At 69.2% G+C, this 26,352-nt stretch carries 29 protein-coding genes; 19 read left to right on the top strand and 10 right to left on the bottom strand.

Features of this window, described 5'->3' with window-relative positions:
* From AB0J09_RS11700 to AB0J09_RS11685, 4 genes are all read left to right on the top strand, one after another.
* Nucleotides 1-689, top strand: a 689-nt coding sequence (locus AB0J09_RS11700; protein WP_360688932.1) for an amidohydrolase family protein, incomplete at its 5' end; no start/stop codon positions are given.
* 10 nt (nucleotides 690-699) lie between these two features.
* A complete protein-coding gene (locus AB0J09_RS11695; protein ID WP_360688930.1) occupies nucleotides 700-1,734 on the top strand; it encodes an alpha/beta hydrolase-fold protein in 1,035 nt (344 codons plus the stop codon).
* Between the two features lie 63 nt (nucleotides 1,735-1,797).
* Nucleotides 1,798-2,424, top strand: a complete 627-nt coding sequence (locus tag AB0J09_RS11690; protein ID WP_360688928.1) for a TetR family transcriptional regulator — start codon at nucleotides 1,798-1,800, stop codon at nucleotides 2,422-2,424.
* Nucleotides 2,425-2,441: 17 nt separating this feature from the next.
* The gene (locus tag AB0J09_RS11685) at nucleotides 2,442-3,290 is read left to right on the top strand and encodes an NAD(P)H-binding protein (protein ID WP_360688926.1); all 849 of its coding nucleotides are present in this window, start codon (nucleotides 2,442-2,444) and stop codon (nucleotides 3,288-3,290) included.
* Nucleotides 3,291-3,313: 23 nt separating this feature from the next.
* Here the strand turns inward: AB0J09_RS11685 and AB0J09_RS11680 are convergent, their stop codons facing one another.
* Entirely contained in the window at nucleotides 3,314-4,303 is a 990-nt protein-coding gene (locus AB0J09_RS11680; protein ID WP_360688924.1) for a DUF5937 family protein, read from the bottom strand.
* A 55-nt stretch (nucleotides 4,304-4,358) separates the two neighbouring features.
* Here AB0J09_RS11680 and AB0J09_RS11675 point away from each other — a divergent pair, with 55 nt between their 5' ends.
* Nucleotides 4,359-5,246 carry an alpha/beta hydrolase gene (locus tag AB0J09_RS11675; protein ID WP_360688922.1) on the top strand — a complete coding sequence of 296 codons (888 nt, stop codon included), beginning with the start codon at nucleotides 4,359-4,361 and terminating at the stop codon, nucleotides 5,244-5,246.
* An 89-nt stretch (nucleotides 5,247-5,335) separates the two neighbouring features.
* Here AB0J09_RS11675 and AB0J09_RS11670 read toward each other — a convergent pair whose 3' ends face one another.
* A complete protein-coding gene (locus tag AB0J09_RS11670) occupies nucleotides 5,336-6,469 on the bottom strand; it encodes an FAD-dependent monooxygenase (protein WP_360688920.1) in 1,134 nt (377 codons plus the stop codon).
* Nucleotides 6,470-6,531: 62 nt separating this feature from the next.
* Between AB0J09_RS11670 and AB0J09_RS11665 the strand changes: the two genes are divergently transcribed.
* Entirely contained in the window at nucleotides 6,532-6,984 is a 453-nt protein-coding gene (locus tag AB0J09_RS11665; RefSeq protein ID WP_360688918.1) for a MarR family transcriptional regulator, read from the top strand.
* 4 nt (nucleotides 6,985-6,988) lie between these two features.
* Here AB0J09_RS11665 and AB0J09_RS11660 read toward each other — a convergent pair whose 3' ends face one another.
* Together AB0J09_RS11660 and AB0J09_RS11655 are read right to left on the bottom strand one after the other, a co-directional pair.
* Nucleotides 6,989-7,852, bottom strand: coding sequence for an aminoglycoside phosphotransferase family protein (locus AB0J09_RS11660; protein ID WP_360688916.1), 864 nt, complete (start codon nucleotides 7,850-7,852; stop codon nucleotides 6,989-6,991).
* Between the two features lie 299 nt (nucleotides 7,853-8,151).
* The gene (locus AB0J09_RS11655) at nucleotides 8,152-9,162 is read right to left on the bottom strand and encodes a LacI family DNA-binding transcriptional regulator (RefSeq protein ID WP_360688914.1); all 1,011 of its coding nucleotides are present in this window, start codon (nucleotides 9,160-9,162) and stop codon (nucleotides 8,152-8,154) included.
* 205 nt (nucleotides 9,163-9,367) lie between these two features.
* On the opposite strand from AB0J09_RS11655, the gene AB0J09_RS11650 reads away from it, so the two are divergent.
* From AB0J09_RS11650 to efeB, 8 genes are all read left to right on the top strand, one after another.
* Nucleotides 9,368-10,654 (top strand): extracellular solute-binding protein, encoded by a 1,287-nt coding sequence (locus AB0J09_RS11650; protein WP_360688912.1) that lies wholly within the window; start codon nucleotides 9,368-9,370, stop codon nucleotides 10,652-10,654.
* Nucleotides 10,651-11,610 carry a sugar ABC transporter permease gene (locus AB0J09_RS11645; protein WP_360688910.1) on the top strand — a complete coding sequence of 320 codons (960 nt, stop codon included), beginning with the start codon at nucleotides 10,651-10,653 and terminating at the stop codon, nucleotides 11,608-11,610. Before AB0J09_RS11650 ends, AB0J09_RS11645 begins: the two co-directional genes overlap by 4 nt.
* A complete protein-coding gene (locus tag AB0J09_RS11640; protein ID WP_360688908.1) occupies nucleotides 11,607-12,449 on the top strand; it encodes a carbohydrate ABC transporter permease in 843 nt (280 codons plus the stop codon). The genes AB0J09_RS11645 and AB0J09_RS11640 overlap by 4 nt, the downstream gene beginning before the upstream one ends.
* Before the next feature lie 4 nt (nucleotides 12,450-12,453).
* A complete protein-coding gene (locus AB0J09_RS11635; RefSeq protein ID WP_360688906.1) occupies nucleotides 12,454-13,422 on the top strand; it encodes a cellulase family glycosylhydrolase in 969 nt (322 codons plus the stop codon).
* A gap of 21 nt (nucleotides 13,423-13,443) precedes the next feature.
* Nucleotides 13,444-13,821: a hypothetical protein gene (locus tag AB0J09_RS11630; RefSeq protein WP_360688904.1), complete on the top strand. Its 378-nt coding sequence runs from the start codon at nucleotides 13,444-13,446 to the stop codon at nucleotides 13,819-13,821.
* 103 nt (nucleotides 13,822-13,924) lie between these two features.
* A complete protein-coding gene (gene efeU, locus AB0J09_RS11625) occupies nucleotides 13,925-14,758 on the top strand; it encodes an iron uptake transporter permease EfeU (RefSeq protein WP_360688902.1) in 834 nt (277 codons plus the stop codon).
* An 11-nt stretch (nucleotides 14,759-14,769) separates the two neighbouring features.
* On the top strand, nucleotides 14,770-15,903 hold the full coding sequence (efeO, locus tag AB0J09_RS11620) for an iron uptake system protein EfeO (protein WP_360688899.1): 1,134 nt from the start codon (nucleotides 14,770-14,772) through the stop codon (nucleotides 15,901-15,903).
* A gap of 12 nt (nucleotides 15,904-15,915) precedes the next feature.
* On the top strand, nucleotides 15,916-17,163 hold the full coding sequence (gene efeB, locus AB0J09_RS11615) for an iron uptake transporter deferrochelatase/peroxidase subunit (RefSeq protein ID WP_360688897.1): 1,248 nt from the start codon (nucleotides 15,916-15,918) through the stop codon (nucleotides 17,161-17,163).
* Here the strand turns inward: efeB and AB0J09_RS11610 are convergent.
* Together AB0J09_RS11610 and AB0J09_RS11605 are read right to left on the bottom strand one after the other, a co-directional pair.
* Nucleotides 17,136-18,344, bottom strand: a complete 1,209-nt coding sequence (locus AB0J09_RS11610; protein WP_360688895.1) for an MFS transporter — start codon at nucleotides 18,342-18,344, stop codon at nucleotides 17,136-17,138. The two genes, efeB and AB0J09_RS11610, sit on opposite strands and share 28 nt — an antisense overlap.
* Before the next feature lie 142 nt (nucleotides 18,345-18,486).
* The gene (locus AB0J09_RS11605; protein WP_360688893.1) at nucleotides 18,487-18,897 is read right to left on the bottom strand and encodes a VOC family protein; all 411 of its coding nucleotides are present in this window, start codon (nucleotides 18,895-18,897) and stop codon (nucleotides 18,487-18,489) included.
* A gap of 82 nt (nucleotides 18,898-18,979) precedes the next feature.
* Here AB0J09_RS11605 and AB0J09_RS11600 point away from each other — a divergent pair, with 82 nt between their 5' ends.
* Nucleotides 18,980-19,366: a PIN domain-containing protein gene (locus AB0J09_RS11600; protein ID WP_360688891.1), complete on the top strand. Its 387-nt coding sequence runs from the start codon at nucleotides 18,980-18,982 to the stop codon at nucleotides 19,364-19,366.
* A gap of 72 nt (nucleotides 19,367-19,438) precedes the next feature.
* Here AB0J09_RS11600 and AB0J09_RS11595 read toward each other — a convergent pair whose 3' ends face one another.
* Nucleotides 19,439-19,756, bottom strand: a complete 318-nt coding sequence (locus AB0J09_RS11595) for a hypothetical protein (protein WP_360688889.1) — start codon at nucleotides 19,754-19,756, stop codon at nucleotides 19,439-19,441.
* Between the two features lie 111 nt (nucleotides 19,757-19,867).
* Nucleotides 19,868-20,452: a CGNR zinc finger domain-containing protein gene (locus tag AB0J09_RS11590; RefSeq protein ID WP_360688887.1), complete on the bottom strand. Its 585-nt coding sequence runs from the start codon at nucleotides 20,450-20,452 to the stop codon at nucleotides 19,868-19,870.
* A gap of 4 nt (nucleotides 20,453-20,456) precedes the next feature.
* On the opposite strand from AB0J09_RS11590, the gene AB0J09_RS11585 reads away from it, so the two are divergent.
* Nucleotides 20,457-21,338 carry an arginase family protein gene (locus AB0J09_RS11585; RefSeq protein ID WP_360688885.1) on the top strand — a complete coding sequence of 294 codons (882 nt, stop codon included), beginning with the start codon at nucleotides 20,457-20,459 and terminating at the stop codon, nucleotides 21,336-21,338.
* Here the strand turns inward: AB0J09_RS11585 and AB0J09_RS11580 are convergent.
* Nucleotides 21,335-22,888 carry a DUF4434 domain-containing protein gene (locus AB0J09_RS11580; protein WP_360688883.1) on the bottom strand — a complete coding sequence of 518 codons (1,554 nt, stop codon included), beginning with the start codon at nucleotides 22,886-22,888 and terminating at the stop codon, nucleotides 21,335-21,337. The two genes, AB0J09_RS11585 and AB0J09_RS11580, sit on opposite strands and share 4 nt — an antisense overlap.
* 183 nt (nucleotides 22,889-23,071) lie before the next feature.
* Between AB0J09_RS11580 and AB0J09_RS11575 the strand changes: the two genes are divergently transcribed.
* Nucleotides 23,072-23,854 carry an SDR family oxidoreductase gene (locus AB0J09_RS11575; RefSeq protein WP_360688881.1) on the top strand — a complete coding sequence of 261 codons (783 nt, stop codon included), beginning with the start codon at nucleotides 23,072-23,074 and terminating at the stop codon, nucleotides 23,852-23,854.
* Between the two features lie 64 nt (nucleotides 23,855-23,918).
* The gene (locus AB0J09_RS11570; RefSeq protein ID WP_360688879.1) at nucleotides 23,919-25,454 is read left to right on the top strand and encodes an alpha/beta fold hydrolase; all 1,536 of its coding nucleotides are present in this window, start codon (nucleotides 23,919-23,921) and stop codon (nucleotides 25,452-25,454) included.
* Here AB0J09_RS11570 and AB0J09_RS11565 read toward each other — a convergent pair.
* The gene (locus tag AB0J09_RS11565; protein WP_360688877.1) at nucleotides 25,432-25,836 is read right to left on the bottom strand and encodes a VOC family protein; all 405 of its coding nucleotides are present in this window, start codon (nucleotides 25,834-25,836) and stop codon (nucleotides 25,432-25,434) included. The two genes, AB0J09_RS11570 and AB0J09_RS11565, sit on opposite strands and share 23 nt — an antisense overlap.
* 62 nt (nucleotides 25,837-25,898) lie before the next feature.
* Between AB0J09_RS11565 and AB0J09_RS11560 the strand changes: the two genes are divergently transcribed.
* Nucleotides 25,899-26,327, top strand: a complete 429-nt coding sequence (locus AB0J09_RS11560; RefSeq protein WP_360688875.1) for a MarR family winged helix-turn-helix transcriptional regulator — start codon at nucleotides 25,899-25,901, stop codon at nucleotides 26,325-26,327.
* The last annotated feature ends 25 nt before the right edge of the window (nucleotides 26,328-26,352 follow it).

Here is a 26,352-nt window from a genome sequence, read left to right as displayed (position 1 = left end):
CCTCCGGCGGGCTGATGACGCCGGGCGCGCCGCCGAGCTGGGCGCAGCAGTACGGCACCGAGCTGCTCAGAGTCGTCGTGGAGGAGGCCGCGTCACGCGGCAAGGGCGTCGCGGCGCACGCCCACGCGCACGCGGCCATCCGCAGCGCCGTCGAGGCGGGCGTCAGGACCGTCGAGCACTGCACGTTCTTCACCCCGTCGGGGCACCAGTACGACGCCGAGCTGGCCGATTTCGTCGCCGACAGCGGCACGTACGTGTGCCCCACCGTGCACGGCGTGCTCTGGCGGATGCGCGAGAGCCATGGGCCCGAGATGCTCGACGCCTGGCTGAACACCGTGGCCGCCATGCGGGAGGCCGGCATCCGGCTCATCGCGGGGACCGACGCCGGGTTCGCCACGGCCGGCATAGCCAACCGTACCGACGGGTACATCGGCGGCCTGGAGGTGTTCGCGCAGGTCGGCTACGGCAACGCGGAGATCGTCGAGCTGGCCACCGTGCGGGCGGCCGCCGCCTGCGGGGTGGGCGAGGTGACCGGCAGCCTGGAGGCGGGCAAGCGGGCCGACCTGATCGCGGTGGCGGGCGACCCGCTCTCCCGCCTGGCCGACCTGCGCAACCTCGCACTGGTCCTGGTCTCCGGACGCTCCGTCACGCAGGCGGGCGTGGACACGGTGACCTCATCCGTCGACTGAAAGGATCTCCATGCTGCCCTGGTCCGCCGAGCTGGCCGGCCGCCTCGACCACGAGGTCGTCGACAGCGCCCTGCTGCGCGGCAACCCCCTTGGGGACCCGCACGAGCGCCCCGTGCTGGTGTACGTCCCGCCGGGGTACGACGACGAGCCCGGCCGCCGCTACCCCTCGATCTACGTGCTGCTCGGCTACACCGGCCACGTCGCCATGTGGCTGAACCGGGCGCCGTTCCGTCAGCCGTACCCGGAGCTGGCCGACGCCGTGTTCGCGTCCGGGGAGGCGCCGCCCGCGATCGTCGTGTACGTGGACGCCTGGACCGCGCTCGGCGGCAGCCAGTACCTCGACTCGCCCGCCACCGGCCGCTACCACTCCTACCTGCGTGACGAGGTCGTGCCGTGGGTGGACGCCCGCTACCGTACGATCCCCGACCGCGACCACCGGGCGGTGACCGGCAAGTCCAGCGGCGGTTACGGGGCCATGGTGACGGCCATGCTGGCGCCCGACGTCTTCGGGGCGCTGGCCACGCATGCCGGTGACGCGTTGTTCGAGGTCAGCAACCGCAGGTCGTTCCCCGAGCTGGCGCGCAGGCTGCGCGACATGTACGGCGGCTCGTACGACAAGTTCCTCGCCGACTTCCGCGGCCGCCTGGCCGGGACGAAGGATGGGGATCTGGAACTGCTGGAGATGTACGCGTACTCGGCGGCCTATTCCGCCGACCCGGACGGGACCGTGCACGTGCCCTTCGACGACACGGGCGCGGTCGTGCCCGAGGTGTGGTCGCGCTGGCTGGCGCGCGATCCCGTGGTGATGGCCCAGGAGCCCGACTACGCGGAGGCGCTCCGCTCGATGCGCGCGATCTGGGTGGACGCCGGGAACAGGGACGAGTACTTCCTGGACTTCGGGGCGGTGGCGTTCCGGCGGGCGCTGGAGGCGGCGGGTGTACCGGACGAGAAGATCTATTTCGAGCTCTTCGACGCGGGCCATGGCGGCATCGAGTACCGCTACCCCCTCGCCCTGGCCTGGCTCTCCCACCGCCTGACCCCCTGACCTTCGATCAATCATTTGGATGACGATTGTCAATCGAATGGTTGATGGCTTACCGTCTCCTCCATGGCGGTACGGAGAGCGCCGCGCCCTGAGGAGCGCGGCAAGGCTGCGGAGGAGACTCGGGAGCGGATCTTGCGGGCCGCCGTGAGCGAGTTCGGCGAGAAGGGCTACTCCGGCGCGCGTACGGCCGGGATCGCCGCCCGCGCCGGCGTCAACCAGCAGCTGATCTCCTACTACTTCGGCGGCAAGCAGGGCCTGCTGGAGGAGCTGCGGCGCCGTCGGCAGGAGGACGAGGCGTCGATGCCGGCGCGCGACGCCTCCTTCGAGGAATCGGTCGGCGCCCAGCTGGCCCGCACGCTGGACGACCCGGACTGGGCGCGGCTGGTGGTGTGGCAGGCGCTGGGCGACTGCCCGTTCGCCGACGCCGATGAGGGGCGACGGCATATGGAGGCGCAGCGGTCGAGGATGGCCGCGGCGCTGGAGCGGATGCGCAGCCGGCAGGAGGCCGGGGAGGTCACCGGCCAGGTCGATCCGGCCTTCGCACTGCTCGTCGCCTACGCGGTGGTGTTCGCGCCGATCACGATGCCGCAGTTCGTACGGGATATCTTCGGCGACGATCCGCTCTCGCCCGAGGTACGGCGACGACTGCACGGTGAGCTGGTCAGACTACTCGGCGAGGCCGAGGATTAGGGGAGGTTGTTGTCGCGATGGAGATGGTGGTCTTCGGAGCGCGGGGCAATGTGGGGCGCCATGTCGCCGCCGGCCTGCTTGCAGCCGGTGAGCGGGTCCGGGTGACGGGCAGGGATCCGGGGAAGGGCGGTTTCCCGCCGGGCGCGGAGAGCGTGGCGGCCGACCTGGAGCGTCCCGAGACGTTGCCGGCCGCGTTGGAGGGGGCCGAGAAGGTGTTCGTGTACGCCAAGCCGGCCGGTGTCGCGGGCTTCGTCGAGGCGGCCAGGTCCGCCGGGGTGCGGCAGGTGGTGCTGCTGTCGTCGGCGGCCGTCGTGGCCGAGGGCGCCGACCGCAATCCGATCGCCCTGCAGCACCGTGCCGTCGAGACGGCCCTGGAGGATTCGGGGCTGGACTGGACATTCATCCGGCCGGGGATGTTCGCGACGAACACGCTGTGGTGGTGGCGGGAGCCGATCCGGGACAAGCGTGCGGTGCGTCTGCCGTACCCGGAGTCGCAGACCGCTCCCGTGCACGAGAAGGACCTGGCGGCGCTCGCGGTGAAGGCGCTGCGGGAGCCGGGGCACGAGCGGCAGGCCTACACCGTGTACGGACCGGAGTCGCTCACGTTGCGGCGCCAGGTCGAGCTCATCGGGGAGGCGATCGGCCGCGCGGTCACGGTCGAGGTGATCTCGGCCGAGCAGGCGCGCGAAGAGCTGGGCCGTACGATGCCGCCGATCGGCGTCGAGGTGATCATGAAGCAGTGGGCGGACCGCGACGGCATGCCCGCGCAGACGTCGGCGGTGGTGGAGAAGGTGACGGGGCGCGCCGCGCGCACGTTCGCGGAGTGGGCGGTCGATCACGCGGGGGACTTTCTGGGGTCCCGTTAGTCGTCCAGCGGGTCGCCTCTGCGTCAGCGGTTTTTCGGGGTTGAGATGCCCAACAGGTGGGTTGCTCGTTCCGTGCGCAGGTGGAGTGCCGTGCGGCCCCTGCGTTGTGTCGACACCAGATCCGCGCCGCGCAATGCGCCCAGGTGTTGCGAAACCGCGCTCGGGGTGATGCCCAGGCGGGTCGCCAGGGCCGCGGTCGTCAGAGGTTCGGCCAAGGCGGCGAGGATCTCCGTCCTTGTGTGGCCCAGCACCGGGGCCAGGCCCGTCAGCGCCGACGGAGGCGGCTCCCAGAGCAGGCCGACCCCCACCGCTGGATAGCGGATCGACGCGGCGGCGACCGGGGACTTGTCGACACCCACGTTCGGCCAGTTGAAGACACTGGGCAGCAGGACCAGGCCATGCCCACCGGCGTCCACCGTGTAGACGGAGTGCGGGGTGCGCCGGCCGTGCACCACCAACTGACCGCCGTCCCAGGCGATGTCCCGGTGCAGCTCGGCGAACAGCGCCTGCACCCCGCCGTCCACGAGGGTCAGCGCCCGCCGGCCGATGTCGGCCTCCAGCACCGCGCACATCCGGCCCCAGTGCGGAGCGATCAGCAGCTCGTAGCAGCGCTGTAGCGCTTCCGCCAGCCGTGGCAGCACCGCCGCCGGCTCAGGGACCTGCTCGGCCGGCATGCTCAGGACCGCGCCGTACTCATGCCGGAAGAAGTCCTCTTTCGTGGCTCGCAGCAGGTCCAGCTCCGTCGCCATCGAAGGCAGCCGCTGCCTCGGCACCGGGAACAGGAACGACGGCAGTGGTCCGGCGATCAGCCCTCGCAGCAGCGGCAGCTCGCGCTCGTCCGCCAGCAGCGGGCGCGCCTGGCGCACCCACGGCTGGTGCACCGCATGCCCGCTCGTGCCCAGCAGGATCCGCAGCGCCAGCACCGTCTCGCCCAGCGGTGAGACGGCGAATCGCACTTTCGCGACCGACGCCGCGGTGAATCTGATCTCGACCGCCATCCACGCCCTAATCATGTAGCTGTGGCTAAACGATAGCTGAGGTGCGCCATCTCCCCTCAGGCTGCCGGACATGGACTTCTTCACCGCGTACGACGGCACCAAGCTCGCCTGCCACGTGTTCGGCGACGGCCCGCCTGTGATCTGCCTGCCCGGCGGGCCGATGCAGGCTTCCGCCTACCTTGGCGACCTCGGCGGCCTCTCCACACACCGGCAGCTGGTCATGCTGGATCTGCGGGGCACCGGCCAGTCCGCCGTGCCGAAGGACGCCGCTTCGTACCGCTGCGACCGACTCGTCGATGACGTCGAAGCCCTGCGCGAGCACCTTGGACTCGACCGGATGGACCTGCTCGCCCATTCCGCGGGTACAAATCTGGCCACGCTGTACGCGACCCGCCATCCTGAACGCGTCAGCAAACTCGCGCTGATCACCCCGAGCGTGATGGCCGCCGGCATCACGATCAGCGAAGACGTCCGGCGGGAGACCGCCCGGCTGCGTAGGGACGAGCCATGGTTCTCGGCAGCGTTCGCGGCCCTGGAGGCGGTCATGGCCGGCCAGGCCACCGGCGACGCCTTCCAGGCCATTGCGCCGTTCTGGTACGGCCGTTGGGACGAGACGGCTCAGGCCCACAAGGCCGCCGAGGACGAGCAGAGGAACAGCGAGGCCGCGGCCGCCTTCGGCTCCGAAGGTGCTTTCGACCCTGAGGCCACCCGCGCCGCGCTCACCCGCTTCACGTCGCCGGTGCTGCTACTCGCCGGTGAGGTCGACCTGAACTCCCCTCCTCCCGCGATGACCGAGCTCACCAGGCTGTTTCCGAACGCCGAACTCGTCGTTCAGGCCCGAGCCGGACACTTTCCGTGGCTCGACGACGCCGGCCAGTTCGTGGCCGCCGCCGCGGCGTTCTTGCGACAGGCGACACCACGCCAGTCGGCGACAGGTTCAGGCCATTACTTCGCCTGAGCGAGCGCCTCGTCGTCGGCGGCGAAGCCGGCGTCCGGCTCGTCCGGCGGATGCTCGAGATCCGATGAACCGAACCTTGGGGGTTGCGGTCAGACCGATGGCACGGCAATCGTGGTGAGGCGGTTGCTGAAGCGGGCGAGCATGGCGGTGTGGGACGTTTCGGGGAACAGCCGGCCGATCAGCGGTGGGATGCGCAAGTTGGCGGGATTGCGCTTGGCCAGCCGGGAGACCAGAGAGATGTGCGGGTAGCGGGCCTTTTCGTAGGCGCGCAGCCGTACCGCGGGATCGTCGCCGTCCTTGGCGAGCTCGCGCCCGAGCACCCACGCGTCCTCGAGCGTCTGGTTGGCGCCCTGCCCCAGGGTGGGTGGCATGGTGTGGGCGGCGTCGCCGACCAGGGTGATGCGGCCCTCTCCCACCACCTGGCGAACCTTGTTCCAGTGGTGGCCGAAGAACTCGAGGTCGTCCTCGGAGGCGGCGGCGAGCACCTCGGGGACGGGCGACGCCCAGTGCCCGAACCGGCGCCTCAGCTCGGCCAGCGGTGCGGCGGGCCGCGGGTCCGCGGGTGACCAGCGCATGTCGAACCACCACTGCAGCAGGCCCTCGCCCGCGGGCATGAGCCCGCACGCGCCCTCTCGTCCCGTGATCATGAGATGGCGGTGCGTGCCCGCGAGATCGATGTCGATCGGGCTGAGGCCCTGCCAGGTGCCGAAGGTCGCCGGCTGGACGGCGCCCTCGCCCCACAGGTGGCGCTGTACCACCGAGTGGTGGCCGTCGGCTCCGATGAGCATGTCTCCCGTGTCCGTCGACCCGTCGCTGAAGGTCGCCGTCACCTGGCCATTGCCCTGGGTCACACTCCGGCAGCCCATGCCGTGGCGGACGAGGTCGTCGGGCAGCCCGTCGGCCAGGCGTTCCAGCAGATGGCGGCGGGAGATCGCCTTGGTCACGAAGCCGAAACGGTCGGCCGCGTGGGCGATGTTCATGCTGGTGCGCAGCCGGCCGCCGGAGGTCAGCGCGTCGATCCGGTCGATGCGGGCGCCGATGCCGTCCAGGCCGACGCCGAGATCGTTCAGTACGGCATTGCCGTTGCTCCAGATGAGCAGCGCCTTACCGCCCTTGCGCCGGCCCGGAGCCTGCTCGTAAACCCGCACCCGGTGACCGGCGGCCAGTAACCCGCGTGCGACAGCCAGGCCGCCCACCCCGGCGCCGATGACAAGAATGTCCATGTCCCCTCCATATCGGAGTGTCTCCAATTCGAAGATACTCCGGGGTGGAGTAGGTTAGGAAAGTGGCCCACAAGCATCCAGAAGAGGCTGTCTTCCGCGAGTTCCTGATCGCGGTCCTCCTGCACAACGAGGCGGTGGCCGACCGGCTCGGCCTGCAACCGGTCGACGTCGCCGCCGCCATCCTGCTGGAGACCCGGGGACCACTCCCCGTGGGGACGATCTCCGAGGAGCTTGGGCTGCCATCCGCCTCGACCACCCGGTTGATCGACCGGCTGGAGAAGGCGGGGTACGTGCGACGGGTGCGCGGCGAGCGTGATCGGCGCACGGTCACCGTGGAGCTGGTCGAGGGCGGCCTGGACGATTACGACGCCGCCTGTGAGTCGTCCAGGCGGCACCTGGATGCGATCGCCATGCACTACGGGCCGGAACAGGTGCCGTTGCTGCTGGACATGTTCACCCGCGTCGCCGGGGCCTATCGATCGGTCACCAAGGAACTACGCCAGGACGAACGGTAGAGCCTCATCGATAGCCGACCAGGCCGTCCGCCAACTCTTCCGCGTCGCCATCATGGTGAGCGGACAGAGCCTGCTGGAGAGCGAAGGTGCCGCGGATCACGTCTATGCGGGAGCCGATCTCCTTCACCGACCAGCCCGTCAGTGACAGCAGCCGCCTCAGGAACGCATCGCCGTAGCTTGCGGAAATGGCCGCGAGATCCTCTGCAGGATCTCCCAGGACGACTTCGTCCCAATCGACCACCCCGCTGAGCCGGGGCCGCCCGTCAACCCAGCTCCACAGGGCGTTCTCGGCCCCCAGATCACCATGGACGACCGCCGCGGTGAGGTGCGGAAGGGTGTCGAGCGCGACGAGCTCACGTTCGGCCCGTCGGCGCCCTGTCTCGGACATGAGCGGAAACAAGTCCACCCGAACGACGGCCGCGAACTTCCGCCACCGATCCTCGGCCGCATGCGGCAGGGCCGCACGCACACCCGAATCCGCGCCGGCCCTGCTGAGCCCGGCCAGGAGCAGGGCATATTGCGCCACCACCGCCTCAACGACCTGAGCATCATCGAGCGCATCCGCCTCAAGGGGCGCTCCAGGAATACGGCTGAGAACCAGGAACGGTGGTTCACCGGTTCGCCGGACATCTCCCTGGAGCAGCGGCTGCGGCGTCTGAAAGCCGAGCTCGAGGCCCGCGAGAATACGCAGCACCGCCGCCCGCCCGGCCAGCCGGTCGGCGGCCGCCTCGGTGCGTGGCAGGCACACGACACGCTCCGACCCTATGATCACGTCATGGAACTGGCCCCGGCGGATGGTCAGACTGTCTGGTGCGTTCTCCGGCAGCAGCCAGCTTAGCAACGGACTATAGGCATCGGGGATCTCCATGACGATGCGGGCTCTCCTCCTCGGGCGTGGGTCCTCGTCGACGGGTGGCAGGACGAGGATGGCATGCACGAGCGCAGTCGCACGGCGCGGCATCTCAGTCGGCCCCAGGAATCTCTGGGCACCGTCGGGCCCTCAGGGAAGCACGTCTGCGCGAAGCTAGGGCCGCTCGGGCCGGGTCCGGCAGGCCCCACCCGGCAATCGGGGAACGTGTGACAGCGGGGTTTTCGGGGCGGGCGCCAGCAGGCCCACCACCCAGATGGCAAACGGGTGGGTGAGCCTTGGCCCACCTACCCGAACCCCTACTCGTAGCGGGCTGTGCTGTCTCGGACGATCAGCTCCGTGGCGAGCTCCACGCGCTTGGTCTCCGGCGCCTCTCCCCGGCCCATCGCCAGCACCGTACGCGTGGCCAGCGCCGCCATCTCCTGCAGCGGCTGCCGCACCGTCGTCAACGGCGGCCAGGCCGACTTCGACAGGGGCAGGTCATCGAAGCCCACCACGCTCAAATCCTCCGGCACACGAAGCCCCCGCTGGCGAGCGGCCTCGAACACGCCGAACGCCATCAGGTCGCTGCCCGCGAAAATGGCCGTCGGCGGCTCCTCGAGCGAGAGGAGCGCGTGGCCCTCGTCGTGGCCGGACTCCACCAGGAACGTGCCGCGCCGGATCAGCTCGGGCGCGATCGGCACGCCCGCCGTCTCCAGGGCCGCCCGGTATCCGTCCACCCTGGCCTGGCTGCAGAGCATGTCGCTCGGGCCGCTGATCGTGCCGATCCGGCGGTGGCCGAGCTCCAGCAGGTGGCGGGTCGCGGCCAGGCCGCCGTTCCAGTTGGTGGCCCCGACCGAGACGACGCCGGGCGCGGGCTCACCCTCCGGGTCCACCACCGCGAACGGCAGGGAGCGCGCGCTGAGCTGGGCCTGAATGCCGGTGGACAGGCGTGAGGCGACGATGACCACGCCGTCGGTCCTGCGGGCGGCCAGGCGCTCGAGCCAGTCACGGCCCGGGCCCGCATGGGTGTGCAGGACGGAGATGACCACGCTGGCCCCGGCCTCGTGGGCCGCGCCCTCCGCGCCGCGCACGATCTCCATGGCCCACGGCGACTCGATCTCGGCGAACACCACGTCGACCAGGCCGGTCGGGGTGTCGTCCTGACTGATGCGCCGCTGGTAACCGTGCTCCTGCAGGAGCCGTTCGACTCGATGGCGGGTCGCCGGAGCGACCTCTGGACGTCCGTTGATGACCTTGGACACCGTCGGGATGGAGACCCCAGCCTCCTCCGCGATCAGTGCGATCGTCACCCGCCGCTTCGCTGACACGTTCGGGAGTTTAGCCGAAAGTTTCGGTTTGGGATCGCTCCCACTCGAGGTGTTGACGCTTTACATACTGTTTACCTACGATCCAGGCAGCGAAATTATCGGGGATATAGCGAAACTTTCTTCCGGTACGACTCACAGTGCCCCATGCGTCACGTAGAGGGTTCTGCGGAGGAGTGCCGGGCCACTCTGAGGAAGGGACCCCGGAATGAAACGCAGTCTGGTGTTGATCGCAACCGCAGTGCTCATAGCCGGCTGCGGCAGTGGCGGCGGTGGAGGAAGCAGCGCGGCTCCTCAGCAGGGCGGCTCCCCCGCCAAGGTCACGCTCGAATGGTGGCACCTGTCGACCGCCGAGCCGCTCAAGTCCCTCTGGGCGCAGCGGGCCAAGGAGTACATGGCCGCGCATCCCAACGTCACCATCAAGGCCACGGTCCTGGAGAACGACGCGTACAAGGCCAAGCTCACCACGATCACGCAGTCGGGCAAGGCCCCCGACATATTCGCCTCGTGGGGCGGCGGCGTGCTCAAGCAGCAGATCGACGCGGGGCTGGTCAAGGACATCTCGGCCGACGTCGCCGACGTCCTGCCCACCTTCACGCCGGCGTCGCTGAGCGCGTACCAGGTCGACGGCAAGACGTACGGACTGCCGACCGACATCGGCATGGTCGGCTTCTGGTACAACAAGAAGCTCTTCGCCAAGGCGGGCGTCACGGAGCCGCCGGCCACGTGGTCGGCGTTCCTCGAGGACGTCAAGAAGATCAAGGCGGCGGGCGTCACCCCGATCGCCCTGGCCGGCAAGGAGAAGTGGCCCGGCCACTACTACTGGGCCTACCTCGCCATGCGCATCGCCGGCCTGGACGCGCTCAAGCAGGCGGCCACCGACCACGACTTCACCAAGCCCGACTTCGTCGCCGCCGGACAGCAGGTCAAGGCGCTGGCGGACCTGCAGCCGTTCCAGAAGGGCTTCCTCGGCGCGGCGTACTCCACCCCCGACGGCCAGGCGGCCACGGTCTCGAACGGCAAGGCCGCCATGGAGCTGATGGGCCAGTGGGCGCCCGCCGTGGAGAAGGACGCCGGCAAGGGGCTCGGCGACGACCTGGGCTTCTTCCCCTTCCCCGCGGTGGAGGGCGGCAAGGGCTCGGCCGGTGACGCGTTCGGCGGTGGCGGCGGCCTGGCCGTGGGCGCGGACGCCCCGGCGGAGGCCGTGGACTTCGTGAAGTTCATGACCGAGATGGGCAACCACTCCAAGGCCGTGGAGGCCGGCGGCGTGCTGCCGGTGCTCAAGGGCGAGGAGAGCGCGGTGAAGGACCCCAACCTCAAGCAGGTGGCGACCCTGCTGGCCTCGGCCAGCGGTTACCAGCTCTACCTCGACCAGGCCTATCCGCCGGCCGTCGGCCAGCAGGTCAACGACAGCGTGGCCGAGCTCATCGCCGGCACGAAGACGCCGGAGGAAGTGGGCAAGGCGATCACCGAAGTGGCCAAGAGCGAAGGATGACGACTCTCACCAGAGGGCCGGAGGCGGTCAAGCTTCCGGCCCCTGCCCCTGCCGCCAGGCGGCGCGGCCGCTGGGTGACCATCGCCCTGTTCCTGCTGCCCGCTCTGGTCCTCTTCCTGCTCCTGGTCGTCGCGCCCATCGTGGTGGCGTTCTACTCCAGCGTGTTCAAGTGGAACGGGTTCGGCGGCCTGCCGACCAACTTCATCGGACTGGACAACTTCACCCGGCTCTTCGGCACCGAGATCTTCGGGCAGGACCTGTGGCACCTGGTGGTCCTCGTGCTGCTGTCGATCTGCATCCAGCTGCCGTTCTCGCTGGCCATCGCGATGCTGCTGAACCAGCGCATCCGCGGGCGGGCACTCTACCGGGTGGTGTTCTTCGCGCCGTACGTGCTCTCCGAGGTCATCACCGGCGTGCTGTTCTCGCTGATCCTCTCGCCCGAATCAGGCATGGCGAACCAGCTCCTGTCGGTGTTCGGGCTCGACTCGGAGTGGCTGGCCGACCCCGGCACCGTGATGCCGTCGCTCTTCCTCGTCATGACGTGGAAATATTTCGGCTTCCACATGATGATCTATCTCGCCGGGCGGCAGAACATCCCGAACGAGCTCACCGAGGCGGCCCAGATCGACGGCGCCACGAGCTGGAAGACGTTCAGGCACATCACGCTGCCGCTGCTCGGGCCGACGATCCGGATCAGCGTCTTCCTGTCCGTCATCTACAGCATCCAGCTCTTCGACCTGATCTGGATCCTCACCCAGGGCGGCCCTTCGCACTCCTCCGAGACGATGGCCGTCACCATGATGGACTGGGGCTTCAAGCGCTCCCAGGTCGGCTACGCCAGCGCCATCAGCGTCGTGATGTTCCTGCTCAGCCTCGTCTTCGCCCTCGTCTACCAGCGTTTCGTGATGCGCCGTGACCTGGAGGGCGCGACCACCTCGATGGGAGACCGCCGATGATCCATCGCAAGAAGCGCACGCCGCGGCGCAACACCCTGCCGCTGCACATGGTCGCGTGGATCGTCGGCGCGTTCGTCATCATCCCGGTGATCTACGCGTTGATCGGCGGCTTCAAGCCCACCAGCGAGTTGTCCACCAACCCGTTCGGGCTGCCGGAAACGTGGGTGACGGCCAACTACACCGACGTGCTCGGCTCGAGCTCGTTCTGGCTGCAGTTGTGGAACAGCACGTTCATCGCGGTCGTGACGACCGTGCTGACCGTCGGGGTGTCGGCGCTGGCGGGGTTCGTCTTCGCCAGGTTCGCCTTCCGCGGCAGGGAGCTGTTCTTCACGTTGTTCACGGCCGGGCTGATGTTCCCGTTCGCGGTGGCCATTCTGCCGATCTTCGTGCTGCTGCGCTCGTTCGGCCTGCTGGGCAACCCGTTCGGCGTGATCCTCACGCAGGCGGCCTTCGGCCTGCCGTTGACGATCATCATCCTGCGCGGCTTCTTCCGCAGCATCCCGGGCGAGGTCGAGGAGGCGGCCATCATCGACGGCTGCAGCCCGTTCGGGTTCTTCTGGCGGATCCTGCTGCCGATGGCCAGGCCCGCCATCGCCACCGTCTCGGTCCTCGCCCTCGTGGGCAGCTGGAACCAGTTCATGCTGCCGCTCGTGGTGTTCAGCGAGGAGTCGAGCTGGACGCTGCCGCTGGGCATCCAGCAGTTCCAGGGCCAGTACGCCTCCGACACCGCCCGCATCCTGGCCTATCTCGTCCTGGCCATGCTGCCCGCGCTCGGGTTCTACGCCATTGCGGAACGTCACCTGGTCGGTGGTCTCACCGCGGGCGCGACGAAGGGGTGACCACATGCTGCTTGTGTCCGGAGCCCAGCTCGTCACGGACGAAGACACGCCGGTACGGCTACGCGGGGTGGGTCTCGGGGGCTGGATGAACATGGAGAACTTCATCACCGGCTATCCGGCCGACGAGAGCTCCATGCGTTACGCCGTGCGCACCGTGCTGGGCGACGAGCGGGCGGAGCTGTTCTTCGACCGCCTGCTGAGCTCGTTCTTCACCGAGGACGACGCGGCGCTGCTGGCCGGGCTGGGCATGAACTGCGTGCGCATCCCGGTCAACTACCGCCACTGGGAGTCCGACGACCGGCCCTTCGAGATCGACCCGCGCGGCTTCCGCCACCTCGACCGAGTGATCGGGCTGCTCGGCGCGCACGGCATCTACAGCGTGATCGATCTGCACGCGCTGCCCGGCTCCCAGAACCAGCACTGGCACTCCGACAACCCCACGCACGTGGCCGCGTTCTGGCAGCACCGGCACTTCCAGGACCGTGTGGTGCACCTGTGGGAGGCCGTCGCGGACCACTACCGCGACAACCCCTGGGTGGCCGGGTACAACCCGGTCAACGAGCCGGGCGACCTCACCGGCAAGGTCATCGGGCCGTTCTACGACCGGCTGGTGAAGGCCGTGCGGTCCGCCGACCCGCACCACGTCCTGTTCCTGGACGGCAACACGTACGCCACCGATTTCTCGATATTTCGGGAGGTGTATGAGAACACGGTCTTCGTCCTCCACGACTACGCCCTGGCGGGCTTCGCCCACGGCGGGCCGTACCCCGGTTACACCCGCGGCGAGTGGTGTGACAGGAACGAGCTGGAGCGGGCCTTCGCCAAGCGCTCCCGCTTCCAGCGCGAGACGGGCACGCCGCTGTGGGTGGGCGAGTTCGGCCCCGTCTACACCGGGGATCCGGCCGTGGACCAGCAGCGCTACCAGATCCTGCGCGACCAGCTGGCCATCTACGACGCCCAGGGCGCCGGCTGATCGCTGTGGACGTACAAGGACGTGGGGTTGCAGGGGCTCGTGCACGCCGCGGGACCGTACCTGAACAGGTTCGGCGGCTTCATCGCCAAGAAGCGGCGGCTCGGCGCGGACCGCTGGGGCTCCACCATGGAGGAGTCCGCGGACGTGCTCGCTCCCCTGCACGCGCTGATCGAGACCGAGACCCCCGGCTGGGACCCGTACCCGTGGGGCGCCCGCTACCAGACCGACGACCTGATCAGGCACATCCTCATCGCCCAGGCGCTGCTGCCCGAGTACGCCGAGCTGTTCCGCGGGCTCGACGACCGCGAGCTGACCGCCCTGGCCGACTCGTTCCTTCTGGAGCAGTGCGTACGCCGCCAGCCCCTGCTCGACCTGCTGGCCGGCAATCTCCACGCGTGATCCCCCGCACACTGTCACTTCCGGCTCTTGCGCTAGGTATGCTTCGCCTGTCCTAATTTAGGTAAGGCTTTCCTCAGCAAATCTTTAGCAAGCGGGAGTGACGGTGTTCGCCAGTTACCTCATCGGACTGCGCGAAGGTCTCGAGGCGACACTCGTCGTCTCAGTCCTGGTCGCCTTCCTGGTCAAGAGTGACCGAAAGGACAAGCTCCCTCAAGTCTGGACGGGAGCGGGTGCGGCCGTCGCGCTGTCCGTGGGGTTCGGGGCACTGCTGACGTTCACCGCGGCGAACCTGGGACACACGGGGCAGGAGCTGTTCGACGCCATCACCTCGCTGCTCGCCGTCGTGTTCGTCACCTGGATGATCTTCTGGATGCGGCGGGCGGCCCGCGCGCTCTCCGGAGAGCTGCGGGGCAAGCTGTCCGACGCGCTGGAGATGGGCTCGGCCGCGGTGATCGTGATGGCGTTCCTCGCCGTCGCCCGCGAAGGGCTGGAGACGGCGATTCTCTTCTTCGCCTCCGTGCAGGGCGCCACCACGTCGTCGGCGCCGTTGATCGGCATCAGCCTGGGGCTGCTCACCTCCGTACTCATCGGCTGGGGCCTCTACCGCAGCGCCGTGAAGATCAACCTCACCAAGTTCTTCACCTGGACGGGGCTGCTGCTGATCCTGGTGGCCGCGGGCATCTTCAAGTACGGCGTGCACGACCTGCAGGAGGCGAACATCCTGCCCGGTCTGAGCTCGTACGCCTTCGACATCAGCTCCGCCATTCCCGCCGATTCCTGGTACGGCATGCTGCTGTCGGGCATGCTGAACATCACGCCCCAGCCGAGCATCGCCGAGGTCATCGCCTGGGCCTGTTACGTCGTTCCCACTCTCTTCTTCTTCCTGCGCAGCTCGCGGGTGAAGCCCACGCCGTCACCCGCGTCCTCCGCGGCCTGAACAGGAGCACCATGCGTACCGCAATCAGCCTGTCCTTCGGCGCGCTCGCCCTCACGACGCTGGCCGCCTGCGGCTCCGGCGGCGACACCGCCGCCTCCTCCGGATCCGCCGCCCCCGGGAAGATCACCGTGGCGGCGAGCGACACCGAGTGCAAGGTCGCCGCCTCCGAGGTCGAAGCGGGCACCACGACGTTCTCGATCAAGAACGGCGGCAGCAAGGTGACCGAGTTCTACGTGTACGCCCCCGGCGACCGGGTCATGGCCGAACTCGAGAACATCGTGCCCGGATTGACCAGGGAGCTCATCGCCGAGCTGCCGGCGGGCGCGTACGAGACGGTGTGCAAGCCCGGCATGGTCGGCAAGGGCATCCGCAACGCGTTCAAGGTGACCGGCGAGCACAAGTCGCTCAACGAGGACGCCAAGCTCGCCGAGGCCGTCGCCGGCTACAAGCGGTACATCAAGGCGCAGAGCGACACGTTGCTGATCAAGACGCAGGAGTTCGTGGACGCGGTCAAGGCGGGGAAGATCGACAAGGCCAAGGAGCTGTTCCCGGTCGCGCGGACGTACTGGGAGCGCATCGAGCCGGTGGCGGAGATCTTCGGTGACCTCGACCCCGCCATCGACGCCCGCGAGGCGGATCTGGCAGAGGGCGAGGAGTGGACCGGCTTCCACAGGATCGAGAAGGATCTGTGGATCAAGAAGGACATCAGCAAGGACGGGCCGATCGCCGACAAGCTGATCGCCGACGTCAAGACCATCGTGGACAAGTCGAACGCGGCCGAGCTTACCCCCCTGAACCTGGCCAACGGCGCCAAGGAACTGCTCGACGAGGTGGCCACCGGGAAGATCACCGGCGAGGAGGACATCTGGTCGCACACCGACCTGTGGGACTTCGACGCCAACCTCGAGGGCTCCAAGGCGGCCGTGCAGGCGCTCCGGCCGGTGCTGGAGGAGCGCGCTCCCGACCTGGTCAAGACGCTGGACCAGAAGTTCGCCGCGGCCGAGGCGGCGCTCGACGCGCACCAGAAGGGCGACGGCTGGAAGTTGCACAACGAGCTGTCGAAGGCTGAGCTGAAGACGTTGTCCGACGCGATCAACGCGCTGGCCGAGCCGATCAGCAAGATCGCTCCGGCCATTACGAAGTAGCGGGAGACGGCCATGAGTTTGAGCCGCAGGGGTCTGTTCGGGCTCGGCGCCGCGGGTGCGGCCGTGGTCGGGGCCGGGGTCGTGGCCACGACCACGCTGCTCGACGAGGCACCGGTCGCGCACGCCTCCTCGACCTCCGACCCCTTCCCCTTCTACGGCGAGCACCAGGCGGGCATCGTCACGCCCGCGCAGGACCGGTTGCACTTCGTGTCGTTCGACGTCATCACGAAGAAACGGGACGAGCTGGTCGAGCTGCTGCAGGAGTGGACGGCCGCGGCGGCGCGGCTGACGCAGGGCAAGGAGGCGGGGTCGTTCGGGGCGGTGGACGGCGCACCCGAGGCCGCACCCGACGACACGGGCGAGGCGCTCGGGCTGCCCGCCTCCGGGCTGACGCTGACGATCGGGTTCGGGGCGTCGCTGTTCGACGACCGGTTCGGGCTGGCGGACAAGCGGCCCGCGGCCCTCGCCGACCTGCCGAAATTCCCGGGAGAGCAGCTCATTCCGGAAATTTCCGGCGGCGACATCTGCGTGCAGGCGTGCGCCCACGACCCCCAGGTCGCCGTGCACGCCATCCGCAACCTGGCCAGGATCGGCTTCGGCAAGGTGTCCGTACGCTGGTCGCAGCTCGGCTTCGGCCGTACGTCGTCCACGTCCCGTGCCCAGGCGACCCCGCGCAACCTGCTGGGCTTCAAGGACGGCACCAACAACCTCAAGCTGGAGGACGCCGACCTGCTGCGCGACCAGCTGTGGGCCTCCACGCAGGACGGCAGCGGCTGGATGGCGGGCGGCACGTACATGGTGACCAGGAAGATCCGCATGGCGATCGAGACCTGGGACCGCACGTCGCTCGCCGAGCAGGAGCAGATCTTCGGCAGAGACAAGGGCGAGGGCGCGCCGCTGGGTAAGAAGGCCGAGTTCGACGCGGTGGACTTCGCGACCAAGGGGGCGGACGGGCAACCGTACATCAAAGCCGACGCCCACGTGCGGCTGGCGCATCCGAGCTCCAACGACAACGCGCACCTGCTCCGCCGCGGCTACAACTTCGTGGACGGATCCGACGGGCTCGGCCGGCTGGACGCGGGGCTGTTCTTCATCGCCTACCAGCGGGATCCGCGCAAGCAGTTCGTGCCCGTTCAGATGAGGCTGGCCAAGAACGACGCGCTCAACGAGTACATCAAGCACGTCTCCAGCGGCCTGTTCGCCTGCCCACCCGGCGTCAAGGACGCGGGAGACTACTGGGGCCGCACACTCTTCGAGTAGTGGTTTAGCACAGCCAGTGCCGCGATCGGGAGCAGCAGCAGTGTCAGCGCACCGGACAGAACAAGCCCTCCGGTGGTCCCGGCCAGCTCGATCAGTGGTCCGCCGACCGTCAGGCCAAGTGGGGCGGCCACCGTAGAGCCGGTCGTCCAGAGCGTGACCACCTGCTGCTGCTCGTCGGGCTTGAGCCCCGACTGCAGGAAGCTGTACGCGACAGGCGTGAACGGCGCCCACACCAGGCCGCCCAGACCGAAAACGATCAGTGCGAGAGTGAGGTCGCCGACGAACGCAAGAGCGATCGGGCACATCGCCCACAGGCCGATGATCGCGATCAGCACATGACGCTGTGGAAGGTTCCGCAACTGATTCACGAGAGCGGCGCCGGCGAATGCGCCGACCCCAAGCGCACCCCACATGAGCCCCAGACCAGACACGCCGGCGTCCAGCGTCCCGCGCACGTACAGGGGCAGCGCCACCTCGATCGGCATGTAGAAGAAATTGAAGAAGAACACGACGACCAGCAGTCTCGCGGCAACCGGTCGGCGACGAAGGATCCGCCAGCCCGATTCGCCGGCTCGGGGGCGACGGAGCGCGTCACGATCTTCGGCGGCTCGGGGAATGGACACCAGGACGGCGATCAACAAGATCAGCGCACCGCACGCGTCGAACAAGAGCGCGACGCCCGCGCTGGTGGACGCCACGATCACCCCGCCCAGCACCGGCCCGACAATGTAGAGCGCGAACGAGGCATTCAGCCCGAGTAAGCCGTTGACGGCGAACCGCCCGGTCTCGCCCGCGATGGACGTCGCCAGCAGACGCCGGCTGCTTGATCCAGCCATCCGGAACGTCGCGCCGAAGAGGAGACCGACGATCAGCACGGGCAGCGTGAGTTGCTCGGTGACGGCCAAAACCGCCAGGGTGACAAAGGTCAGCGACCGTAACACGCAGTCGGCGATCAGGAGGGTGCGCGGCGGCACCCTCACCCGTCCCAATCCGACGGCCAGCGCAAGGATGGTGGACAGGACGAACGGCGCGGCCTCCACCAGCCCAATCGCGATCGCCTTGGGCACGCCGCCGTGGATGGACAGCGTCTGCACGGGCATGGCCACAATGATCACACCCGTACCGACGTTGGCCAGGAGGTCACCCAGCAGGAGACCGGCCACCTGGCGGTTGCGCAGCACCTCGCGGTAGGACCGGTTGGCCTCATGGGTCGCTCCGGTGGGCATTGGGCTGGTCTCCTTCTGAGAGTTGTCCTTCACGGCCTGGACAACGCTGGCCCAGCTCGCCGACGGCACCAGGTTATGGCTGCGATCGCCGGTCGGGTCAGCTCAGCTCCTGGATGCGGATCAGGTTGCCCGCGGGGTCACGGAAGGCGCAGTCGCGGATGCCGTACGGCTGCTCGGTCGGCTCCTGGACGAGCTCGGCGTCGCCGGCCTGGAGCCGTGTGAACGCGCCGTCGAGGTCGGAGGTAGCCAGGACGATGCGGGCGTAGGTGCCCTTGGCCATCATCTCGTCGATCATGCGGCGCTCCTCGTCGGTGATGCCGGGTTCGGCGGCCGGCGGATACAGGACTATGGACGTGCCGGGCAGGTCGGCGGGGCCGACCGTGATCCAGCGCATCGTGCCGTTTCCGAAGTCCTTGCGGACCTCGAAGCCAAGGGTGTCGCGATAGAAGGCCAGGGATGCTTCAGGGTCGGTGTGCGGGAGGAAGGTCCAGTGAATGCTGATGTCCATGGCGGTCAGGCTAGGTGCGGCTCCGTGACCCGAGCTTCTCAAATCCTGCTCGGTCTGTTGCCCCACCTGACCCGGAGCGGCCGTGACCGGCGTGCTCATTGCCGCCGAGCGAGGCAAGGCGTCGGTGGACGCAGTGATAGGGGACGCCGATGATGTGGCGATCGCGGCGATCACTGTGGCCGAGTTGCTCGTCGGTGTCGAGGTGGCCGATGCGGCCCGACGACCCAATCGGCAGGCCTTTGTGGATGAGGTCCTCGCGCTGATCCCGGTTGAGGAGTACACAACGGACGTCGCCAGGGTCCATGCCCGCCTCATGGCGCATGTCCGGCGAGAAGGCAAGTCGCGAGGCGCCTACGATCTGCTGATCGCAGCGACGGCCGCGGCCACCGCGAGGACAGTGATCACGATGGATGCGTCGGCAGCGTTCGACGCTCTCCCCGGTGTCCGCTCTCAGGTGGTTCCTCGCTGAGTGCCGATGGCACGCCCCGGGCCGAGCACGGCCGGGGGTTGGGGCGGGGAACGTCGTCTCCCCGGCCTGCCATCAAGAATCGCCCTTCGGACGAGCGACCTCTGGTCCATCGCCGGGGAAGGGACCCTGCAGTTCGCCGGCGAGGCGAGGATCGCTCCAGATCACCGCGGTGGAGCGCCACGAGGTCAACGCCCTCCCGAACGGCAGCAGCTCTCCTGTGTCCGCCCCCGCGATCAGGTGGCTGAGCAGTTCACGTACGCACTCGTGACGTTCCGTATCGGGCAGCCAGGTGAGCCAGGGGAACTCTTCCGCGAGGACTTCCTCCGCGAGGGCGCCGTTACGGCGGGCCAAGATGGCGAGCGCACGAGCGGCGATACGCAGGCTGGCCACCCCCCGCCTCGAATCGCTCGGCGCGCATCAAGATGAGGTTTTCGTCATCGCGTCGTTCGAGGATGACATCGGCACTGTCCAGTGTGGGAAGCACCCGGCGGCAAGGACGGCTCAACGATGGCGGGCGCGGGAGGCGGCGGCGTGGGCGCGGTTGGCGCAGCGGGTCGAGCAGAACTGGCGCTTGCCCGGGCGGCTGCGATCCACGAAGACGTCCTGGCATGGCCGGGCCGCGCACAGGCGCAGCCGTTCCCAGTCGCCCGACGCGGCGAGGTCGAGTAGCTCGGCGACGGATCGTACGGCCAGCCGTTCGGCCAGGGTGGCTCCTTCAGGCGCCCTGAGCCGCTGCCGCGGCACCCCGTCCGCCTCTTCCACGACGACCCGTATCGGCAGCTCGTCCGCCCACCGGGCCAGGGCGGGCGTCCGCTCCGCGGACTCGCAGGACAGCACCGCACGCAACCGGTCCCGGACAGCGCGGATCGCCTCCAGGCCGTTCCCACCCGGGCCGTCGTCACGCCCGCGGGACGGCGGGGGCGGGGTGATGGGCTCGGCCAGTTCCTGGCAGAAGCGGTGCAGTGCTTCCACGTCCGGCAGGCGTTCAGGATCGTCCAGGTACTCGTCCCAGGTGTTGGCCAGATCGAGCGCCGCAAGACCCGTCTCGGCGAACTGGCGCATCCCGCCCCCCTCTGTTACCGTCACGACTATGACCATAATAACCCCTGACAAGACTCTCACGGTTCTCGACGTGCCCTCCAACCTCGGCCTGCGCCCACTCGCCCCCGACACCATCCCCGGCTGCTACAAAGCCCCCTGGGCACTGCGGAACGCCGGTCTCGTCCAGCGGCTCGGCGCGGCCGACGCGGGGGCGCTCGTCCCGCCCCGCTACGTGGCCACCTGGACGCCGGGCAGCGGCGTGCGCAACGGACCCGCCATCGCCGGCTACGCCCGCAGGCTGGCCGACCGGGTGAGCGCGATCAGGGAGGAGGGCGGGTTTCCTGTCCTGCTCGGCGGCGACTGCTCGATCCTGCTCGGCCCCGCCCTCGCCCTGCGCAGGAGTGGACGGTACGGGCTGGCGTACCTGGACGCGCACTCCGACTTCCGGCACCTCGGCAACTCCCCGCACGTCGGCGCGGCGGCCGGGGAGGACCTGGCCCTGGTCACCGGGCGCGGTGACGACTACCTCACGGACATCGACGGGCTGCGGCCGTACGTCAGGGACGAGGACGTGATCGTTCTGGGGGTTCGGGACGAGGAGGATCTCAACGACTTCGCGGAGAGCGGCATCGCCCACATCCCCGGCAGCGACATCTCCCTCGACGACGCGAGCAAGGTGCTCGTGCGTGACGAGCTCGACGGGTTCTGGATCCACGTGGACGTCGACGTGCTCGACCCGTCCGTGCTGTCCGCCGTCGACTCCCCCACCCCGGGTGGGCTCGACGCCGACCGGTTCACCGAGCTGATTCGCGGGCTGGTGGGCCTGCCGGGGGCCGCCGGACTGGAGGTGACGATCTTCGATCCCGACCTGGACGAGGACGGCAGCCAGGCAGCCCTGCTCACCGACATCCTCGTGGAGGCGCTCGCCTAGCGGATCACGTAGCCGCTGGAGCTGGACTGGCCGGTCTCGTTCGTGGCCGTGATCGAGGTCCAGGGGCCCGAGGGAACGTACGGGGCCCATGCCGACTCCAGCTGCCCCTTCTCGTACCACTCCTGCTTGACCGCCACCCCCTGCGGGTCGAAGCGGAGCGTGCCGCCGCGCAGGTTGTGGCCCTCGACGAGGATGCCGGGCCGCCCGTTCATCTCCTTACGCGAGGCGCCGACGATGATCGGCTGCCGCCACCCGCTCACGATGTCGTCGGCCAGTGAGGGCGTGTCGTAGCGGGCCTGGCATGTGAAGAAGGGATCCCACCCGTAAGAGATGATTTTTCCGGCATGCGTCCCGGCCGCCATCACCTGCTGGTCGATCCGGCTCTTCGTGGTACGCCCGCGCAACGGCAACGGATCGACCCTCCCGCACTCCCCGTCCACCGGCGTCGGCTCGAACCCCTCGACGTTCACCCACAGCTCCACCCCGGACGGGACCCGCCGCGCCGCCGCCTCGATGTAGTCGCGGGTGGCCCCGTAGTACGCCTGCGCGTAGCTCACATCCCCGACGACCGGCACCAGGCGCGGCGCGACCTTGGCCTCCGCCTCATGAACCCCGTAGACGGGCACCTTCCCCGTCCCCCGCCCGTCCTGCACGGCGACGGCCATGGGCGCCCCCGCCCGGGTCGCGGCGATGTCGGCGAGCCCCTCCTCCGCCTGCCCGGGCGGGAACCCGCGGCCCTTCCGGGCGTCGATGTACGGGCTGACCAGGATCTTCTTCCCCGGCAGGGTGGCGGCGACGACCGCATGCTGGGCCGCGTACAGCTCGATGATCGGGTCCTTGGCCGCCCGCGTCCGCATGGCCAGCTCGAACGACTGGTAAACCCCTCCGAACGCGGAAGACCTGCCGAACCGCTCCCGGTAGTCGGCGAGCACCCGCGCGGTGAAGGCGTTCAGTGCGGCGGTGTGCGCGAGGTCGGGCTCCCACGGCTTACCCGCCAGCTGCGGCGCGGCGGGCAGCCCCGGGAAGACCGTCATCCCGTACGCGGCCGCCTCGGTCATCAGGTTGCCGAGCCCGTCGCCGTCGGTGGAGATGAGCACGACATCCTGTACGGGGTCCTGGCATGACCCGGCCAGGGAGACCCGGTAGAAGATCCGGCCCCGGCTCACGATCCGCCGGTCCAGCCCCGGGCACCGCAGCAGCCCCTTCCCGAACTCCTCGCTGGTCACGTAGGTGTAGACATGGCGGACCCCGGGGACCTCGGCGCACGGCCGCCCGTCCACGAGGCAGTCGGCGAAGTCGGGCTCCTCGCGGGCGCTGAACCTCGGGCCGAACGTGATGAGCGTGTCGCCGCCGATCGCGTGGATGGCCTCCACCATGCGCCGCGTCACGCACGGATCTGCCCGGGGCATGACCCAGTAGCCGGTGACGGCGTACGGCGCGACGACCCGGGTGTCGCGCGACTGGCATGCCTCGACCTCAGGCTCGTCGGGTGCGGCCAGGCTCACCACGAAGGCGACCGCCACGACCAGCCACAGGATGATCCGGTGCACCCACGCCCCTTCCACGCCACCCCAAGCCTACGCACCCGACCGGCACTCCGGCCTCGTCACGAGTCACGGGGACCTCATTGGGTACTCATGGGAACTCGTGGGGAACTCATGGGGAGCGAGTGCCACCCAGGCGCCACCTCCCGCATCCCGACCACGGACAATGGCGAGCAGGGGGTAGACATCGTGCGTATCGATCTCAGCGGCAAGACCGCGCTGGTCACCGGGTCGACTCAGGGCATCGGGGCGGCCATCGCCGAAGGGCTGGCGATGGCGGGGGCCCACGTCGGGATCAACGGCCGCAGCGAGGGCTCCGTCGCGATGGCCATCGAGCAGATAGAAGTCGGCGACCTGATACCGGCGCCCGGCGACGTGACCACGGACGAGGGCTGCGCGGCGGTGCTCCGCACGCTGCCCCAGGTGGACATCCTCGTCAACAACCTGGGCATCTTCGAGGCCAAATCCGCGCTCGAGATCACCGACGACGAGTGGCGGCGCTACTTCGACGTCAACGTGCTGGCCGCGGTCCGGCTCACGCGTGCCTACCTGCCCGGCATGATCGAGCGCGGCTGGGGCAGGATCCAGTACATCGCCAGCGACTCCGCCGTGGTCATCCCCGTCGAGATGATCCACTACGGCATGACGAAGACCGCGCTGCTGGCCGTGTCCAGGGGTTTCGCCAAGCAGGCGGCGGGCAGCGGGGTGACGGTCAACTCGGTCATCGCGGGTCCGACGCACACCGGAGGCGTCGAGAAGTTCGTGTACGACCTCATGGGCAAGGACCTGGAGTGGGAGGAGGCGCAGCGGGCGTTCATGCTCCAGCACCGTTCCCAGTCGTTGCTGCAGCGCCTGATCGAGCCCGAGGAGATCGCGAACATGGTCGTCTACCTCAGCTCGCCCTTCGCCTCCGCGACCACGGGCGCCGCGGTGCGGGTCGACGGCGGGTACGTGGACTCCATCATCCCCTGAAGGGGAGCCGCGGGCCCCTCGGCAGGGGGATGCGACGCGGCCGGACCGCCGCGAGCCTGGGGGCATGATCTTACGAACCCTGCTCACGCTCGGCCTGCTCGCCGCGCCCACGGTCGCCGAGCGGCCCGCCATCACCTGGCAGGAATGCCCGGCCTATTCCGACGACGTGCTGCGCTGGATGGGCCTCGACGACGATCGGCTGCCCAAGTACAGGGAACTGCTCGGCAGGACGGAGTGCGGCACGCTCACCGTCCCCCAGAACTACGCCGACCCCGGCGGAAAGCAGATCACCATCGCCCTGACCAGGCTCAAGGCCACCGACCAGGAACACCGCCTGGGCAGCCTGGCGGTCAACCCGGGAGGCCCGGGCGGCAGCGGCTACCTGATGCCGCTCGACCTCGCCATGACCGACGCGAAGCTGAACGCCCGCTACGACCTGATCGGCTTCGACCCGCGCGGAGTCGGCTACAGCACGAAGGCCAGGTGCCCCGGGGGCAAGCCGGCGCCGGCGCCGCCGGGTCCCGTCAGCGAGGAACTGGCCAGGAAGGTCTACGACCAGACGGTCACGGACAACCAGGCCTGCGCCCAGTCGGACCCCGGTTTCATCGGCCAGCTCACGACCGCCAACGTGGCCCGCGACATCGATCGGATCCGCTCGGCGCTGGGCGAGCCGAAGATCAGCTTCTTGGGCGTCTCCTGGGGCACCTGGCTCGGCGTGGTCCTGCGCAGCCTGTTCCCCGCCAAGGTGCACCGCATGTGGCTGGACAGCATGGCCCTGCCCACGCCGAGGATGGACGTCTTCACGGAGGTCCGCGCCATGGCCACCGACCGTGACTTCCAGCGGATGGCCAAGTGGATCGCGGAGCGGAACGACGTGTACGGGTTCGGCACGACGAAGGGCCAGGTGGCGTCGGCGCTGACCGGCCTGCGCAAGGCGTACGACGCCAAGCCCCTGACCTTCACGGACATCGACCTCACCGTGGACGGCCGGTTGATCGCGGAGGCGGCGAGCCAGCCGAGCCCCGCCTGGCCGGAGGCCGCCCAGGTGCTGAAGGAGCTGGTGGACGCCACCGGCCCCACCGCGCCCCCGACGATCAAGAAGATCTTCGGCAACAGGCCGTCGAGCCCACCCGCCGGCGTGCCCGAGCGGGGCAACCAGACGGCGAACGTCGCGTTCTTCTGCAACGAGGACCAGGGCGCGCGCACGTTCGACTCGGCCTGGAACGCCTACCGCGAGCGCCTTGAGCGCTACCCGGTGACCGGCGAGATCACCTCGTTCTTCCCGCCGTGCGCCGGGTGGCCGCTGCCCGTGCAGACCACGCGCCTGCGGCATGGCGGCTCGCTGGTGCTGTCGGGGCACCTGTACGAGAGCCCGTCACCGTACGAGTGGACGCTGCAGACGAGGGCGGCCGTCGGCGGGCATGTGGTGACCGTCGACGACGACGTGCACGGCTCCGCGCTCGGGGTGCCGGGCTGCTTCACGAAGGTGATCGGCTACTTCGAGACCGGTCGGGTCACCGCCACCTGTCCCGGGGTGCCGGTGCCGGACTCGACCGAGCTCCCCGACCGTTCCGAGCTCAGTACGACTGCAATTCAATGAGGTTGCCCTCGGGGTCACGCAGATGCGCGGTACGCAGGGTCGGCGCCCAGTCGGGACGGTCCTGGGGCGGGGCGGCGACCGTGGCGCCGTGGCGGGCGAGACAGTCGGCCGCCTTGTCGACGTCGTCCACCTTCATGACCAGCATCGCGGTGTCCTGAGCCGGGTCCTGAACGGCCCGGGGCAGGTCCGCGGTGCCGACGGCCTCCGCGATCCTGTCCCGGGCGAACAGGACCAGCCCGGCCTCTCCCTCGATGTCCCAGTTGGCGTAGCCGGGCAGGACCTTCACCGGCTCGACGCCGTGCAGCTCGCGCAGCACAGCCTGGTAGAACGCGGCGCAGGCCGGGAAGTCGCGCACGAGCAGGCGGGGGTAGAGGGCGTCCATCGGTGCCTCCTCCAAATTAGTGGGTGCCTACCAATAATTGGTGACAACCTACACTAGGGGACATGGACCTGCCGCCCACCCTGCTCGCGACCACAACCTTCGTGCTGCACAAGGTCGGAGCCGGCAGCCGTCGCACTGTCACGGCCCGGCTGACGGGCGAGACTGGGCTGAGCCTTTGGGAGTTCGCCGTGCTGGCCACGCTGGCCGACTTCGGGCCCGCCGCCCAGCGCGAGATCGGCGGCCGGCTCGGGCTCGATCCGAGCGACATGGTGCGGCTGATGGACGGCCTGATGGACGAGGGGCTGACCGAGCGCGACCGCGACCCGGCCGACCGGCGGCGCTACCGGATCTCGCTGACGCCCGCGGGCCGTGACGCGCTGGACCGGGCGCTGGTCGTGATCGAGCGCGTGGAACGGGAGACGCTGGCGCCGCTGACGGCGGACGAACGGAAACAGCTACACGAGCTCGTGGCGAAGGTCTTCACCAGCTGAGCAGGACTTCGCAAGCGCGCCGTAA

Source organism: Nonomuraea sp. NPDC049784, assembly GCF_040659615.1.
Taxonomy (GTDB): Bacteria; Actinomycetota; Actinomycetes; order Streptosporangiales; family Streptosporangiaceae; genus Nonomuraea.
Note: the sequence above shows the minus strand (reverse complement) of the source record. Positions and strands in the feature narration are given on the sequence as shown.